The sequence below is a fragment of the Mesorhizobium sp. B2-4-15 genome (genome assembly GCF_006658505.1).
In the GTDB taxonomy this organism is placed as follows: Bacteria; Pseudomonadota; Alphaproteobacteria; order Rhizobiales; family Rhizobiaceae; genus Mesorhizobium.
Genome location: NZ_VFUZ01000017.1, coordinates 1 through 14,696 on the forward strand (window position 1 = coordinate 1; position 14,696 = coordinate 14,696).

At 62.1% G+C, this 14,696-nt stretch carries 15 protein-coding genes; 3 read left to right on the top strand and 12 right to left on the bottom strand.

Features of this window, described 5'->3' with window-relative positions:
• Positions 1-203 precede the first annotated feature (203 nt).
• From FJ930_RS19845 to FJ930_RS19855, 3 genes are all read right to left on the bottom strand, one after another.
• Positions 204-1,064: an NlpC/P60 family protein gene (locus tag FJ930_RS19845; protein ID WP_141839785.1), complete on the bottom strand. Its 861-nt coding sequence runs from the start codon at positions 1,062-1,064 to the stop codon at positions 204-206.
• A 31-nt stretch (positions 1,065-1,095) separates the two neighbouring features.
• Positions 1,096-1,446: a MarR family winged helix-turn-helix transcriptional regulator gene (locus FJ930_RS19850; RefSeq protein WP_015319324.1), complete on the bottom strand. Its 351-nt coding sequence runs from the start codon at positions 1,444-1,446 to the stop codon at positions 1,096-1,098.
• A gap of 77 nt (positions 1,447-1,523) precedes the next feature.
• Positions 1,524-2,888 carry a M17 family metallopeptidase gene (locus FJ930_RS19855; RefSeq protein WP_141839786.1) on the bottom strand — a complete coding sequence of 455 codons (1,365 nt, stop codon included), beginning with the start codon at positions 2,886-2,888 and terminating at the stop codon, positions 1,524-1,526.
• A 133-nt stretch (positions 2,889-3,021) separates the two neighbouring features.
• On the opposite strand from FJ930_RS19855, the gene FJ930_RS19860 reads away from it, so the two are divergent.
• Positions 3,022-3,843: a tetratricopeptide repeat protein gene (locus tag FJ930_RS19860; protein ID WP_141839871.1), complete on the top strand. Its 822-nt coding sequence runs from the start codon at positions 3,022-3,024 to the stop codon at positions 3,841-3,843.
• 239 nt (positions 3,844-4,082) lie between these two features.
• On the opposite strand, the gene FJ930_RS19865 is transcribed toward FJ930_RS19860, so the two are convergent.
• The 9 genes from FJ930_RS19865 to FJ930_RS19905 form a co-directional block, all read right to left on the bottom strand.
• Entirely contained in the window at positions 4,083-5,099 is a 1,017-nt protein-coding gene (locus tag FJ930_RS19865) for a type II secretion system F family protein (protein ID WP_140744162.1), read from the bottom strand.
• A gap of 9 nt (positions 5,100-5,108) precedes the next feature.
• A complete protein-coding gene (locus tag FJ930_RS19870; protein ID WP_141839787.1) occupies positions 5,109-6,122 on the bottom strand; it encodes a type II secretion system F family protein in 1,014 nt (337 codons plus the stop codon).
• A gap of 29 nt (positions 6,123-6,151) precedes the next feature.
• Positions 6,152-7,660, bottom strand: coding sequence for a CpaF family protein (locus FJ930_RS19875; RefSeq protein WP_141839788.1), 1,509 nt, complete (start codon positions 7,658-7,660; stop codon positions 6,152-6,154).
• A gap of 24 nt (positions 7,661-7,684) precedes the next feature.
• Positions 7,685-8,974, bottom strand: coding sequence for a CpaE family protein (locus tag FJ930_RS19880; protein ID WP_141839789.1), 1,290 nt, complete (start codon positions 8,972-8,974; stop codon positions 7,685-7,687).
• A 50-nt stretch (positions 8,975-9,024) separates the two neighbouring features.
• Positions 9,025-9,753 carry a CpaD family pilus assembly protein gene (locus tag FJ930_RS19885; RefSeq protein WP_140744166.1) on the bottom strand — a complete coding sequence of 243 codons (729 nt, stop codon included), beginning with the start codon at positions 9,751-9,753 and terminating at the stop codon, positions 9,025-9,027.
• A gap of 14 nt (positions 9,754-9,767) precedes the next feature.
• Complete coding sequence (locus FJ930_RS19890; RefSeq protein ID WP_140744167.1) at positions 9,768-11,285, bottom strand: type II and III secretion system protein family protein; 1,518 nt, start codon at positions 11,283-11,285, stop codon at positions 9,768-9,770.
• Positions 11,282-12,097: a Flp pilus assembly protein CpaB gene (gene cpaB / locus FJ930_RS19895; RefSeq protein WP_140744168.1), complete on the bottom strand. Its 816-nt coding sequence runs from the start codon at positions 12,095-12,097 to the stop codon at positions 11,282-11,284. Before cpaB ends, FJ930_RS19890 begins: the two co-directional genes overlap by 4 nt.
• A 207-nt stretch (positions 12,098-12,304) precedes the next feature.
• Positions 12,305-12,823: a prepilin peptidase gene (locus FJ930_RS19900; RefSeq protein ID WP_140744169.1), complete on the bottom strand. Its 519-nt coding sequence runs from the start codon at positions 12,821-12,823 to the stop codon at positions 12,305-12,307.
• Between the two features lie 178 nt (positions 12,824-13,001).
• Positions 13,002-13,178 carry a Flp family type IVb pilin gene (locus FJ930_RS19905; protein ID WP_140607708.1) on the bottom strand — a complete coding sequence of 59 codons (177 nt, stop codon included), beginning with the start codon at positions 13,176-13,178 and terminating at the stop codon, positions 13,002-13,004.
• Positions 13,179-13,534: 356 nt separating this feature from the next.
• Between FJ930_RS19905 and FJ930_RS19910 the strand changes: the two genes are divergently transcribed.
• Both FJ930_RS19910 and FJ930_RS19915 read left to right on the top strand, forming a co-directional pair.
• A complete protein-coding gene (locus FJ930_RS19910; protein ID WP_140607709.1) occupies positions 13,535-13,957 on the top strand; it encodes a pilus assembly protein N-terminal domain-containing protein in 423 nt (140 codons plus the stop codon).
• Positions 13,958-14,092: 135 nt separating this feature from the next.
• Positions 14,093-14,680, top strand: a complete 588-nt coding sequence (locus FJ930_RS19915) for a TadE/TadG family type IV pilus assembly protein (protein WP_140744170.1) — start codon at positions 14,093-14,095, stop codon at positions 14,678-14,680.
• Positions 14,681-14,696 lie beyond the last annotated feature (16 nt).

Consider the following 14,696-nt stretch of genomic DNA (forward strand, 5'->3'; position numbering starts at 1 on the left):
CCCACGGGCTTCATGGCCCAAAGATGCGTCGGCCTCTCGTCCGCCACCGCTCCCGCCATCATAACGGATTCGGCAAATGACAAGTTACAAGGATGCCGGCAGGCAGGTGAGGGGCGGCGCCAGCGGGTCCGAGGTTCGCGCTGCCCCTCATCCGCCCTTCGAGCACCTTCGCCCCGTATGGTGACGGGGAGAAGGTAGGAAACCTACGGCCGCCGAAACCCTGTCGGACCGCCATAGAGATAGCCGATGCGGCCGATGGCATCCTTCAATCCTTCGCGCGAGACCAGCATGGTGTGGCCATTGGCGTGGATCATGGTCTCGGCATCGGTCATGATGGCGACATGGCCTTTCCAGAAGACGAGGTCGCCCCGGCGCAATCCGGCATAATCCGGGCCCGGATCGAGCGGCTCGCCGATGCTTGCCGCCTGCATGTCTGAATCACGCAGCACGTCCCTGCCGGCCATGCGCATCGCCAATTGCACGAGGCCCGAACAGTCTATGCCGAAGCCGGAAACGCCGCCCCAGAGATAGGGCGTACCGAGAAATGTCTCGGCGACCGAAACATAATCAGAGACAACTTCGCCGATTGGCCGCAAGTGGCCGGCGATGATCGCCTCGCCGGAAGCCAGGACGGCATAGTGCGTGCCGCGCGTTTCGGCGGCGTCCGTCACCGTCACCCTCGATCCCATCGACAATTGGCCCGCAACCGGAAAGCGCAGGTCCGGACCCGGATAAAGGAAGGTGCGGGGTACCGAGACGATATGGGTGGGCGCATGGTCGCGTCCGCCCAGCATAGTCTCGGCGACATAACCGACATAGCCGTCGCGTTCGGCCTGGATCCAGGCCCAGCCGTCGGCATCCTCGAAAACCAGCACATCGTCGCCGAACAAGGCCTGCGTGTTGACGCCCGCATCCGGGCGCGGCGCCTTGCGGATATCGGCCATAGGGACCGAAATCCGTGCCGGCCGGCCGGCCACGAAACGGTCGGCAACGATCTCTCCTTTCAACCTTGCATCGGCGAGATCGGTGCGGAAGGCATGAAGGCGTGGATCGTGAACGGTCAAAATCGGCAACCCTGTTGTATCGGCAATACGGTCAGATCGGCAGTTCGTGGGCCTTGGCGATGATACCATCACCGAAGCGCTCGACAAAGAGCGCGCCCTCGACCGTGCGCTTGATCAGCACATTGCGCTTGTCGAGTTCGTCGCGATGGCGTGACACCAGCTTCAGCGCACCCATCGTGTCGAGTGCGCGCGTGATGACCGGCTTGGTCACATTGAGGCGAGCGGCGAGCCCGCGCACCGTGTGCGGCGGCGGATCGAGATAGATGGTGAACAGGATCGCCGTCTGGCGCATGGTCAGATCGGGCGCGTCTTCGCGCACCTGCGACAGCATCACCTGCTGCCACAGTCGCAAGGCCTGGCTGGGGCGCATCGCAATCGACATCCGCCCAGCATGACGGCAAATTGTTTCGGTTCCGTTTCAGTTTCAGCAATCTGCCGGCTCCGCCCGCGGCCGCCACATCAGCCAAACCGTGCCGAGATGACCCGCTCCAGGGCGCGGATGCCTTGCGCCTCGCCTCCGGCGGGACCGTGAGGGCGGTCGGCAGGGTTCCAGGCGAAGATGTCGAAATGCGCCCAGCTTGCCGTCTTCTCGACAAAGCGCTTGAGGAACAGTGCCGCCGTGATCGAACCGGCGAAACCGTCGGTGGTGACATTGCTGATGTCGGCGATCTTCGATGACAGCTTCGCATCGTAAGGCCGCCACAGCGGCATGCGCCACAACGCATCCTCGACCGCCAGCGACGCCGCCGCGAGCTCCGAGGCCAGCGCCTCGTCACCGGTATAGAAGGGCGGCAGGTCGGGGCCGAGCGCGACACGGGCGGCTCCAGTCAGCGTCGCCATGTCGACCAGGAGCTGCGGCTCTTCGTCGTCGGCCAGCGCCAGCGCGTCCCCCAGCACGAGCCTCCCTTCCGCGTCGGTGTTGCCGATCTCGACCGTGATGCCCTTGCGGCTCGCCAGCACGTCGCCCGGCCTGAAGGCATTGCCGGCGATCGAATTCTCGACCGCGGGGATCAGCACCCGAAGCCGCACGTTGAGCCCGGCAGCCATGATCATCGAGGCCAGACCAAGGACATTGGCGGCGCCGCCCATGTCCTTCTTCATCAACAGCATGCCGGAGGACGGCTTGATATCGAGGCCGCCGGTGTCGAAACAGACGCCTTTACCAACCAGCGTCACCTTCGGCGCGCCCTGTTGCCCCCATGTCATGTCGATCAGGCGCGGCGCGCCGGTCGAGGCGCGGCCGACGGCATGGATCATCGGGAAATTCCGTGCGAGCAGGTCGTCGCCCTTGACGACGGAGACTTCGGCCTTGTGGGTTCCGGCCAGGGTCCGCACCGCCTTCTCCAAATCATCCGGTCCCATGTCGCTGGTCGGCGTGTTGACCAAGTCGCGCGTCAGGAAGACGCCGTCGGCTATGCGGCGCACGCGAGCCGCGTCGACACCGGCCGGCACGTCAAAGCGCAGCGCCTTGCCCGGTTTCTTGCCGTAGCGGGTAAAAACATAACCGCCGAGCGCCAACGCGATTGCCGCCAGTTCCGGCTCGGCGAGCGCCGAGGCGAAATGCCAGTCCCCCTCCGGCAGGGTCTTCGACAGCGCGCCGAGAGCAAGCGCGCCCTCTCCATCGCCAACACCGAACAAGGCGCCGGCAAGCGCGCCGTTTTCGCCGGGCACGGCTAGCGTCCTGCCTGCTTCACCCGAAAATCCATTGGCCCTGGCCCAGGCGATCACGGATGGCGCAAGGCCGGCGGCCTCCAGGCCCTCACCGGCGACCAGGTGCACCGGCAACGCGCCATCCAGTTTCTTCTCGACGAGTTCAACAGGCATTCGATGTTCTCCATGCCGAGCCCAGGCCCCGAGTCGGCGTTTCTTAACTCTCCGTTAGGGTTAACAGAATATTTCTGCGGGAGGGAAGATGGCCACGCAACGGCCACGCGTATGAATGGAGGCTTAGGTGCCGATGCCGACCAACCGCACAGTGAATGCAAGGGGAAAACGGCTTGTCGCCACGGCCCTCATGCTGGCGCTCGCGGCGGGCGTCGCCGGTTGCGGAACCAGCAGGCTCACGACTGGCTCGATCTCCCGCACCAGCGGCAAGCCGCTGGAGTCCATGTCGGCTGGAGAATTGCATAATGCCACCGCAGCACTTGGCCAGTCCTACGCCAGGAACCCCAACGACAAGCATATAGCGACCAGCTTCGCGGCCGCGCTGCAGATGGACGGCGATGCCGACCAGTCGCTTGCCGTGATGCGCAAGCTGGCGATCGCCTATCCCAAGGACCGCGACGTGCTCGCCGCCTATGGCAAGGCGCTCGCCGCCAATGGTCAGTTCGAGGCGGCGCTCGATGCCGTGCGTCGCGCACAGACGCCGGAATATCCCGACTGGAAGCTGGTGTCGGCGGAGGCGGCCATCCTCGATCAGATCGGCCAGAAGGACGAAGCGCGCCAGCTTTACCGCAAGGCCCTCGAACTCAAGCCGAATGAGCCTTCGGTTCTCTCCAATCTCGGCATGTCCTACGTGCTGGAAGGGGATCTGCGCACCGCCGAGACCTATATGCGTTCGGCCGCCCAGCAGCCTAATGCCGACAGCCGCGTGCGCCAGAACCTGGCGTTGGTCGTGGGCCTGCAAGGCCGTTTCGACGAAGCCGAGAAGATCGCCTCGCAGGAACTCTCGCCCGAACAGGCGCAGGCCAATGTCGCCTATCTCAGGCAGATGCTGGCCCAGCAGAATGCCTGGAGCCAGCTCAAGGATCAGGACAAGGCGAAAGCCGCGACCAACTAAGAGCGGTTCAGCGTTTGATGGAATCGTTGACCCGGTCTGACTCTTTGCTTTTACGCAATCCCGGATGGAAAAAACCGCTACGCACTTTTCGTTTTCACGGAAACGCCAAGCCGCCGATCCCTTCTACCTTGCGCAAACTCCGTTGCGACACCTGCAGGCATGCGGCGTCCAATCACCGAACCGTGCCAGACAAGAAGGCCGCGCTGCACGCCGCGCGGTTTCTTGTCTGAATGGATACGTCACGGGCTACTGGACTTGTGCTGATCGCCGAAGATGCCGCGCTGGCTGACCTGGATGCCGGCAGGGCCAAGGATGATGGCGAAAAGCACCGGCAGGAAGAACAGGATCATCGGCACGGTGAGCTTGGGCGGCAAGGCCGCGGCCTTTTTCTCGGCGGCGTGCATGCGCATGTCGCGGCTTTCAGCGGCAAGTACGCGCAGCGCGTGCGCCACCGGCGTGCCGTAGCGCTCGGCCTGGACGAGCGCCTGCGACACAGACTTGACCGATTCCAGGCCGGTCCGGCTTGCGAGATTCTCGTAGGCCTGCTTGCGTTCCTGCAGATAGGAAAGCTCGGCGTTGGTCAGGATGAACTCTTCCGCCAGCGGCACCGACTGAGCGCCGATCTCGTCGGCCACCTTGCGCAGCGCTGCTTCCACCGACATGCCTGATTCCACGCAGATCAACATAAGGTCGAGCGCATCAGGCCATGCCAACTGGATCGACTGCTTGCGCTTGGTGGCGCGGTTGTTGACGTAGAGCACTGGTGTGTAGAAGCCGCCATAGGCAACGAGCACGCAGACGAACAGCCGGACGACCAATGGCTTGTCCGGCAATCCTCCGAGTATGAACATGTAGACCAGAGCCAACGCGAAGCCGACGAAAGGGAGCACGAGACGGAAGAAAAGAAACCGCGTCAGCGGATTCTGCCCACGAAAGCCGGCGACCTTGAGCTTCTGCAAGGTGCTTTCGTCTGCCAAAGCGCGCCGCAGATCGAGCCGGTCGACAATGTTGCGCATGCCGATCGACTGTTGCTCGCGCAGGCCCTTGCGGCGGCGATCGGCCTCGCTCGCAAGCCGCGCGCGCTGTTTGGCGCGAAGCTCATCGCGCTCCAGCGCCACCGATTTCATGCGCGCCTTGAGCTGGTTTCCGCCCAGGGCCGGCAGCAGCGTAAACACGGTCGCGAACACGGCGATGCCGACCAGCAGCGCGATCAGAAGGCTGGGATCCGTCAGTGACTTGACGACTTGTTCGCTCATGCCGCGGCCCTAGACTTCAAAGTTCATCATCTTGCGCATCACGAAGATGCCAATCGACATCCAGACGCCGGAAACGCCGAGGATCAGATTGCCAATGCTGGTGTTGAACAGCGGCATCAGATAGTTGGGGCTGGAGAGATAGACGAGAAAGGAGACGATGAAAGGCAGTGCGCCGATGATCGCGGCGGAAGCCTTCGCCTCCATGGACAGCGCCTGGACCTTGGCCTTCATTTTCTTGCGATCGCGCAGCACGCGCGAAAGATTGCCCAGCGCCTCGGAGAGATTACCGCCGGCCTGCGACTGGATCTGGATGACGATGCCGAAGAAACCCGCCTCGGTGCATGGCATGGTTTCGGGCATGCGCAAGGTCGCATCGGGGATCGACAGGCCCATCTGCTGTGAATCGACGATACGGCGAAACTCTGCCTTCACAGGCTCGGGGGATTCGTTGGCGATCAGGCGTATGGCATCGTTCAGCGGCAGGCCCGACTTGACCGCGCGCACGATGATGTCGAGCGCGTTCGGAAATTCGTTGAGGAATGCCTTGACCCGGCGCGCACGGCGAAACGAGACGAACCAACGCGGCAGGCCGAACGCACCAGCCACCAGCACACCGGGCAGGACCAGCAGCGGCGCTCCAAGCATGAAAGCGACAATGGTCAGCGCGAGGCCGCATATCACGGAATAGATATAGAAACGCTCGATCGTAACCTTCATCCCGGCCTGCCGAATCTGCACCTTGAGCGGCGGCTTCTTGACGGCGTTGTCCTTGAATTTTTGCTTCTCGTCGAGCTCCTTCAGCGAATCCTGCACGGATTTACGGCGCTTGGCCGCATCCGTCGCGCGGTCGCGCGTGGCCTTGACGATGGAGCGGTCGGTCTCGGCGGCCTTGATCGTTTCCAGCCGCTTGCCGGCCTGTTTCTCGTTGCTGATCCGGGTGAACAGGAATGCATAGGCGACCGCGCCGGCGCTGAAGCCGGCGAGCACGACAAACGCCAATACGGTGCCGTCAATTCCAAACATCGACCAGAACCTTCACGCCTGCGGATGCGTCAGTCAGCACGTTTCTCCATTGCCTCGAGCGCATTGGCTAGGCGCTGCTCCTCGCCGTAATATCGCGCCCGATCCCAGAAATGCGGGCGGCCGATGCCGGTCGAGACGTGCTCGCCCAGCAGCCTGCCGTTGGCGTCCTCACCCTTGATGTTGTAGAGAACGATGTCCTGGGTGATGATGACGTCGCCTTCCATGCCGATCACTTCGGTGATGTGGGTGATGCGCCGCGACCCATCGCGCAGACGCGCCGCCTGGATGATCACGTCGATCGAGCCGACGACGATTTCGCGCACGGTTTTCTGCGGCAGCGAATAACCCCCCATGGCGATCATGGATTCGATACGGTTCAGGCATTCGCGCGGGCTGTTCGAGTGGATCGTTCCCATCGAGCCGTCATGACCGGTGTTCATGGCCTGCAGCAGGTCGAACACTTCGGGTCCGCGCACTTCGCCGACGATGATGCGCTCCGGCCGCATGCGCAGGCAGTTCTTGACCAGGTCGCGCATCGTCACCTCGCCCTCGCCTTCGAGGTTGGGCGGACGGGTTTCCAGGCGCACGACATGCGGCTGCTGGAGTTGCAGTTCGGCCGAGTCCTCGCAGGTGATGACGCGCTCCTCGCGGTCGATGTAGTTGGTCAGGCAGTTGAGCAGTGTCGTTTTGCCGGAGCCCGTGCCGCCCGAGATGACGATGTTGCAGCGGACGCGGCCGATGATCTTGAGAACTTCGGCGCCTTGCGGCGAAATGGCACCGAACTTCACCAGCTGATCGAGCGTCAGCTTGTCTTTCTTGAATTTGCGGATTGTGAGCGCGGTGCCATCGATGGCAAGCGGCGGTGCGATGACATTGACACGGGAGCCGTCGGGAAGACGGGCGTCGCAGATCGGGCTGGATTCATCGACACGGCGGCCGACCTGGCTGACGATGCGCTGGCAGATGTTGAGAAGCTGCTGATTGTCGCGAAAGCGGATGGTGGTCTGTTCGACCTTGCCGTTGACTTCGATGTAGACGTTCTTGGAACCGTTGACCATGATGTCGGCGATGTCGTCGCGTGCGAGCAGCGGCTCGAGCGGCCCATAGCCAAGCACGTCGTTGCAGATGTCCTCGAGCAGTTCCTCCTGCTCGGCGATCGACATCGCGAAATTCTTGATCGCGATGATGTCGTTGACGATGTCGCGGATTTCCTCACGCGCGCTTTCGGGGTCGAGCTTGGCGAGCTGCGAGAGGTCGATCGTGTCGATGAGGGCCGAGAAAACCTGGCTCTTGGTGTCGTAGTAGGTTTCGCTCTTTTCGCGCGGGCCTCGCTTCTGCTCTGGCGCGATGGGCGGCGCATCGACCGCGCGGCGAGCCGGCGGCGCGACAGGGGCACTCGGCGGAGGCGGCGCCGCGGGCCGGGCAAGCACCGCCGTGTCCGCCGAACCCGCGGCCGCCGGCGTGACGGGCGCCGGTGCTGGCTGGCGGAATTCCGGCTTGAACCGGTTGCCGTCGTCGTTGCCTCTTTTACCAAACATGATCGACTACCGGTCCCAAAAGCGTCACTTCTTGTTGCGCGAGAGCTTGCCGAGCAGGCTGCCGAGGCCCGCCTTCTTTTTCGTCCTGATTTCGCTGCGCCCGGTCAGCACATGGGCGATCTCGTTGATGATGGCGACCACCTGGTTCTTGGCATCCATCTCGCCGAGCATACGCCCGTTGTTGGCTGCATTGCCGAACAGCATCGGATCAAAGCCGATGACCGACATCGGCGTGAGGCCGAGCGGCTCGGCGAAATCGGACGGCGAAATCTCCGGGCGCTTGGGAACACCGGCCTGGTTGATGATCAGCTTCGGCGGCGGGTCGTTGGGGCGAAGCCGCTTGAGCATGTCGAGCAGGTTCTTGGTGTTGCGCAGATTGGCCAGTTCCGGCGTCGCCGTGATGACGATCTCGTCGGCCTTGACCAGCGTGTTCTTGGCCCAGCCCGTCCAGACATGGGGAAGGTCCAGAACCAGCAGCGGCACGCTGCGCTGCGCGGTATCGACAAGCTGAGCAAAGGCATCGGGATCGAAGTCGTAAACGCGCTCCAGCGTCGAGGGCGCCGCGAGCAGCGACAGATGTTCGGCGCACTGGGTCAGCAGCCTGTCCAGATACACCTCATCGATGCGTTCGGGCGAGAACACCGCTTCGGCGATGCCCTGTGCCGGATCCTGATCGAAATTGATATTGGCGGTGCCGAAGGCGAGGTCGAGGTCGGCAACGACGACCTCGGATTTGAACAGCGAAGACATTGCCCAGGCCACGTTATGGGCGATCGTGGACGAGCCGACGCCACCCTTGGCGCCGACAAAGGCAACCGAGCGGCCGAGCGGCTCGGCCTCCGGATCGACGAAGATCGACGAGACGACACTGACGATATCGGCCATCGACACCGGCGCGATGACATATTCCGAGATGCCGGAGCGGATGAGCTCACGATAGAGACCGACGTCGTTGTAATGACCGATCACCACCACCTTCGAGGAGGGGTCGCAGTATTCCGACAGCTGGGCGAGCTGTTCCAGCAGTTGCTTGGGTTCGCTGCGCGACTCCAGCAGGATCAGGTTAGGCGTGGGCGCCGACTGATAGAATTCAATGGCGGTGGGAATGCCGCCCATATGGACCTTGAGATGTGCCTTGGTCATGCGGCGATCCTCGCCGGCACGCTCGACCGGATTGGCAACGCCCTCCGTCTCGCAGAATGCCTGGATCGAGATGCGCGGAACCGGTCGCAACGCCTGCATCGCGGCGATGTCCTGCGGCGAGGTGTCGCCGCCGTCCACGGTGGCGTCATAGGCAAGGTTGCTCATGGTCATGCTCTTTCCGTGGCCCGTTCTTTCGCTGGCTTCTCTTTCCCGAGGGCGGCTCAGTAGGTCACTTCCGAATTGCCGAGGAATTCACCCGAAATGCCCCTGCTGCGATAGACGTCGATCACCGCGCCACGATTTTCCGCGTCGATCGTGGTCTGCTTGCGCGGACCAATCAGGTCGGCCGGGTTGGCCATCTGAGCGGCGAGATTGTTCTGGTAGGAGCAGCCGAAGTCGGCGTAGTGCTTGTTTTCCGACGTCTCGACCAGGTCATCGGGCCAGCGTCCGCATTTGTCGGTCTGGGCTTTTACCGAGATATAGGCGACGCGAACCGGAGCGGATATTTCGCTCGATCCGGCCTGGTAGGCGACCACGACGATCCGGTTGCGCTTGACGCCGCTGGCGACCGCGAGCCTGGCGAAATCACGACCGGCCGCCGTCGCGGCAACCTCGTTGGCCGATCCGCGGGGAATCTGGATCGTCAGCGTCGGTGCGGCACTCTTGTCATAGCCGTCGAGGAAACCGAGAAGCGTATCGCGCTGCGAGCCGGTCATGCCGCGGTCGCCAGCGCCGACGGGAAGGTCGATCTTTTGGTTCTTCTCCGCGATGACGATCGGATGGTTGGTGCGATAGTCATCCGGAATGGCACCGACAGTGACGCTGTCGCGCTGGGCGCAACCGGCCAGCAAGGCCGTCGCCGCAACCGCCAGGAACGGGAGGGCCCGCAGGCGCGAACGGCTGGTGCTCGTCGTCTTGGTGGTCCTTGTCTTCAACGCTGACTGAGACATGTCCGCTTCCCCATTCACTTATAGATGAAGCCGACAACGCCGTGATAGCGGCCGTTGGGCTTGTCGGTCTGCATGGTGCCGTAGACGCGATTGACGCGCCCGAGGAACATGCCGGCGCCGTCGCTCGGAGGATTGAAATTGTCGTCCGGCTTGGCGAGATCGTTGCGTGCAACCGGCCGTGCCAGATAGGGCGTGATGATGATGACGAGTTCACTTTCGTTGCGGACGAAGTCCCTGCTGCGGAAAAGCGCGCCGAGCACTGGAATCTTCGTAAGCCCAGGCAAGCCGTTGACGGCTTGCCTGACATCGTCGCGAACCAGGCCTGCGATCATCATGGAACCGCCGGACGGCAATTCCACGGTCGTGTCGGCAAGGCGCTTGCGCAGCGACAGGGCATTCATGCCGGGACTGGTCACGCCTGAGGACAGCGACACGGATCCCTCGGTGGTCGGCTCGGAAACCGAGGTTCTGACCTTCAGGCTGATGCGGCCGGGAGACAGCACAACCGGCTGGAACTCCAGGCCGATGCCGTACTCGATCTTGTCGATCGTATAGGTCTTCAAGCCTGTCTGGTTGTCAGTGGATACGTTCTGGGAGACCCCGCTCACTATATTGTATTCGCCACCGACCTTGAAGGTCGCCTTCTCACCGGACACCGCGGTCAACGTCGGCTCGGCCAGGGTCTTCATGACCCCGGACTGCTCCATGGCGTTGATGTAGGCCCTCAACGCCGAGTTGCCGATGTTGAAGCCCGAATTCGACAACTGCTTGCCGAGGCCCGTGAAATTGTCGCTGAGCGCGCCGTAGCTGATGCCATTGCTGCCGCCGTTGCCGACCATGTTGACGCCGAGCTGCTTCATTACGGACCGGCTGACTTCGGCCACCGTCACCTTCAGCGTGACTTGGTCGTCGCCGATGATCTGCAAGAGATTGACAATCTTAGAGGTGCGGCGCTGCGTATCCGGGTTGTTGATGTCGACACCGCTCTGGGCCGAGCCGCCGGCCGCGGTCTGTGAATATTGTCCCGTCGTCGCTTCACCGCCCGAGACGAAGATCGTCGCCAGATCAACCGCCCGTTTCGCGTCCAGAGGCGTGTCGACCGTCCCGGTCAAGATGACGTTGTCGTTGAGCAATTCCACCTTGATGGCCGAAGTCGGAAGGAAGCGCTTGATGTAGTCCTCCAGCCCGGCGACGTCGCGTTCGATGGCCAGGTCCAGACTGGCGATCTGTTCGCCGTTCGGACCGAAGACGAAGATGTTGGTCTCGCCGACCGCCTTGCCGAACAGGTAGATCCGCCTCGCGGTCCGGGTTACGGCATCGGCAACTGTCGGGTTGGCGACAAGGATGTCATAGGCATCGCTCGGCAGGTCGATGACGACCGATTTGTTGAGGCCAAGCTTCACGCGTTGGGTGGCCGTCGTGGCTGACACCTGCGTACTCTTCGCCTCGACGACGCCCTGAACATTCGTTCCGACGAGCAGCAGGCCGAATGCCGTGGCTATGATTGCCGGCAGTTTACCGCTTAGCCTCATTTTCTTGCCCCTACTTCGGAAACTTCACCCGACTTGATCAGCCTCACCGTTCCCCTGCGGCCATTGCCGGAAACGAGATAGTCGGCCTCGCCCGGATTCTTCTCCTGGGTGTCCGTGATCGACCGCAGCGCCAGGGTCAGGCGATCGGCCATCTGCTGGGCAACGGTGATGATTTCCGCCTGCCGGGGTGTCAGCTCCAGCGTAGCGGTCTGGCCCACCCTGGTCTTCTTGCCTTCCTCGTCCTCCTGGATGGTCTGGTCGATTGCCAGGACGCGGATGTTCTTGAGGATGGTTTCGGTGTTGAACCCGGTGCTGCCGCTGCTGGCATCCGCCCTGCGGGTCATGATCACGTCGACGAAATCGTTTGGAAGGATGAAGCCGCCTGCCGAAGTGTCAGCCGAAATGGTCGTGGCGACCGCCCGCATCCCGGAAGGCAGGATGGACGACATGAAGCTTTGCCCCTCGCCGATCAGCTTGGAACGCCGCACGGGCTCGCCCGCGTACATCGCCACGCGGGCTATCGACCCTTTCAGTTTCTCAAGCGCGTCGGGGGCGGTCGCCTTGGTGATGAAATTGGCGTTGATGCCGTCAGCCGGCCAGGATTGCCAGGTGATGTTGTTCCCGAGCGCGCTGCCCATCGCGACATCGCCCGACAGCACAAGCACGTCCTGCAGAGATACGGCGGGAGCCTTGGGGCCGGAATCGATGACGATCTGGGGCGGCGGCGCCACGACCATGTTTTTCGCGACATAACCAGCGCCACCCGCCGCGGCCACCGCCACGCTTAGAATAATCAGTCGGGATGCTGGCATTTGTCCGAACCTCGCCTTGGCAAACCTAGCCAAGCCGGACTTTGCAGCGGCAATCGTCAAAACAAGGTTAATGCAATGCTTACGATCGTGATTAATTTAAGGTTTACATAAATTGGATGGAGTGTGTCGCCATGCGTGCAAGTATCGGCCGGTTCCTTCAAAGCCAGGTCGGACAACGCGGTGGGAGATGGGGAAATCAGATCGTGTTCAGCCGGCCAGCCTTGCCAGCGCCCACACCATCAAAGGCGAATCCGGATAGGTCAGCAATCCGCCCAGGCCGAGCGCGATCCCATAAGGAACCCCCGCCGACTCTTCCGCGAAGTGACGCAGGAATGGATTGCGGCCGGTAAATACCGCCAGCGGCGACTTCCGGTAAAGCAGGATGGCGAGCGTCAAGAGGCCGCCAATGAATGTCGAGACGACAAGGTATTCAACGAGATGCACGTTGAGCCCCATCCACACGGCCGTAGCGGCCAGCAGTTTGGCGTCGCCTCCACCCATGCCACCCATCGCGAACAGACCGAACGTCACGGCCAGAACCAGGGCCCCGGCGGCGAAATGCCAACCATAGGCCGCCCATTCCATGCCCGTCAGCGGTGCCACCAGCGCGAAGACGACGACAAGCAGCACCGGCACGCGATTGGCGATCGTCATCGACAGCATGTCGGAGATCGCGGCAAACAGCATGCAGAACGGAAAGACGACGAAGATCAGGGCTTCAAGCATCGGCGCTGTGCCTATTGTCCACGGGGCTCAATCTAGAATGAATCAATTAACGATTGATGAGGCCTGCAATGCAAACACGACCGTTGTCGGCCGCGACATGAACACGCAACACAAAACAGGGGCCACCATTTGGCGGCCCCTGTCCAGAACACGATCTGAACGTTCAGCAATAAGCCGATCAGCTGCCGCTGGAATTCAGGGTGGTTCCGATCGAGGTGAACTTGGCGTTGATGGCATTGCCGAGCGCGCCAGCGCCGGTGATGATGGCGAGTGCGATGAGAGCGGCGATCAGACCATATTCGATAGCGGTCGCGCCGGATTCGTCCTTCACGAAACGTGCAATGAGATTAGACATTCGAGAGCTCCTACTCCACGTGTTACAGCACTTCCGTCAACTTCTGTGATGGTTGATCGGATGCTGCCAATCTAGGGAGAAGCTCTTTCGATCGGCTTAATAAACAGCCTTACCGATTCCTTTCCCGGATCGAACATAGTGCGTGGTTAACTCCGCGCTAAGCGCCGGCTAAAGCACCATTTCCCAGGCCAACACCCCAGAAGGCAAGGGCTTGGCGAAGCTTGCGGCCCAGCCCGGACCTGGCCACGCGAGCAGCGGTGCCGACCGCGACAACCGTCGGCGAGGGTCGACTTAACCGTTGGTTCACCAATCTCGTTCATGTTCCGTTGAACAGTCCGCTTGCGTGGAGCGCCATAATGGCCTTGCCGAGACCCTCAATCCTGATTGCCGTGCTCCTTGCGACCGCGAGTTTGATCACGCCAGCCAGGGCCGGTGCCGGCATCGAGGTCACCATGAACCAGGCCAAGATCGTCAAATTGTCGCGCCCCGCCGACACGGTCGTCGTCGGCAACCCGGCAATCGCCGATGCCTCCGTCCAGGACGCCTCCACGATCGTGCTCACAGGCAAGGGTTTCGGCGTCACCAATCTCGTCGTTCTCGACCAGGAAGGCAGCCCTATCGTCGACGCGCAGGTTACCGTCGTGCGGCAGGCAGCCTCGTCTGTCCGCATTTATCGACGTGCCGAGGTCCAGACCATGTCTTGCACGCCCTATTGCGAAAGCTCCTACAAGAGCGAGGCGGAAAAATCCTCAGAGGCTGAAATGAGCGTCAGCAAATAGGCCGCGCGGCGGACCGGCGGCCGGGTTACCGCCCGGTTAAGACCCCCGCGCCGACTTTAATGATCATTCAAACCGGACCTCAATTGGTTTGCGTTAGTACCCCTGTCGGGACCGTCCAGGGATGGCAGGAACAGTATGGGCAAGGCAATCGGTTCGACGGATCAACGCAAGATGGCGCGCGCCCGGTCTTTCAGGCGCTTCGTTCGCGACCGGCGCGGCAGCACGGCCCTGGAATTCGCGCTGCTTGCATTGCCTTTCGCTCTCCTGGTGTTCGCCATCCTCGAGAGCTGCATCTCATTCGCCGGCCAGGAGGTGATGGCCAACATCACCGACGATGTCGCGCGCCAGCTGCGCACCGGCCAGTTGCGGCCGGCCGATGTCGCTGGGAATAATTTGACAACCCTGATCTGCAACAAACTGGAAATCATCGTCTCCACGGATTGCCCACAACAGCTGCTCGTCGATCTTCGCCAGTATTCGACTTTCGCCGACGCGGCCCAGGCGGGCTTCAAAATCCAGAACGGTGATGTCGTGCTGATGCAGGGCACCAGTTCCCAGACATTCGTGAACTCCCCGGGGCCGGCGGAATCGAAGAATATGCTGCGGGTCTTCTACAAATGGCCTGTCATGACCGACCTGATGGCCAAGTCGATGGCCAATCTGAGTGGCGGCAGGACGCTGCATTTTGCGTCGGTGACTTGGCAGAACGAGCCGTTCAATTGAGTTCGGAAGCACCGAC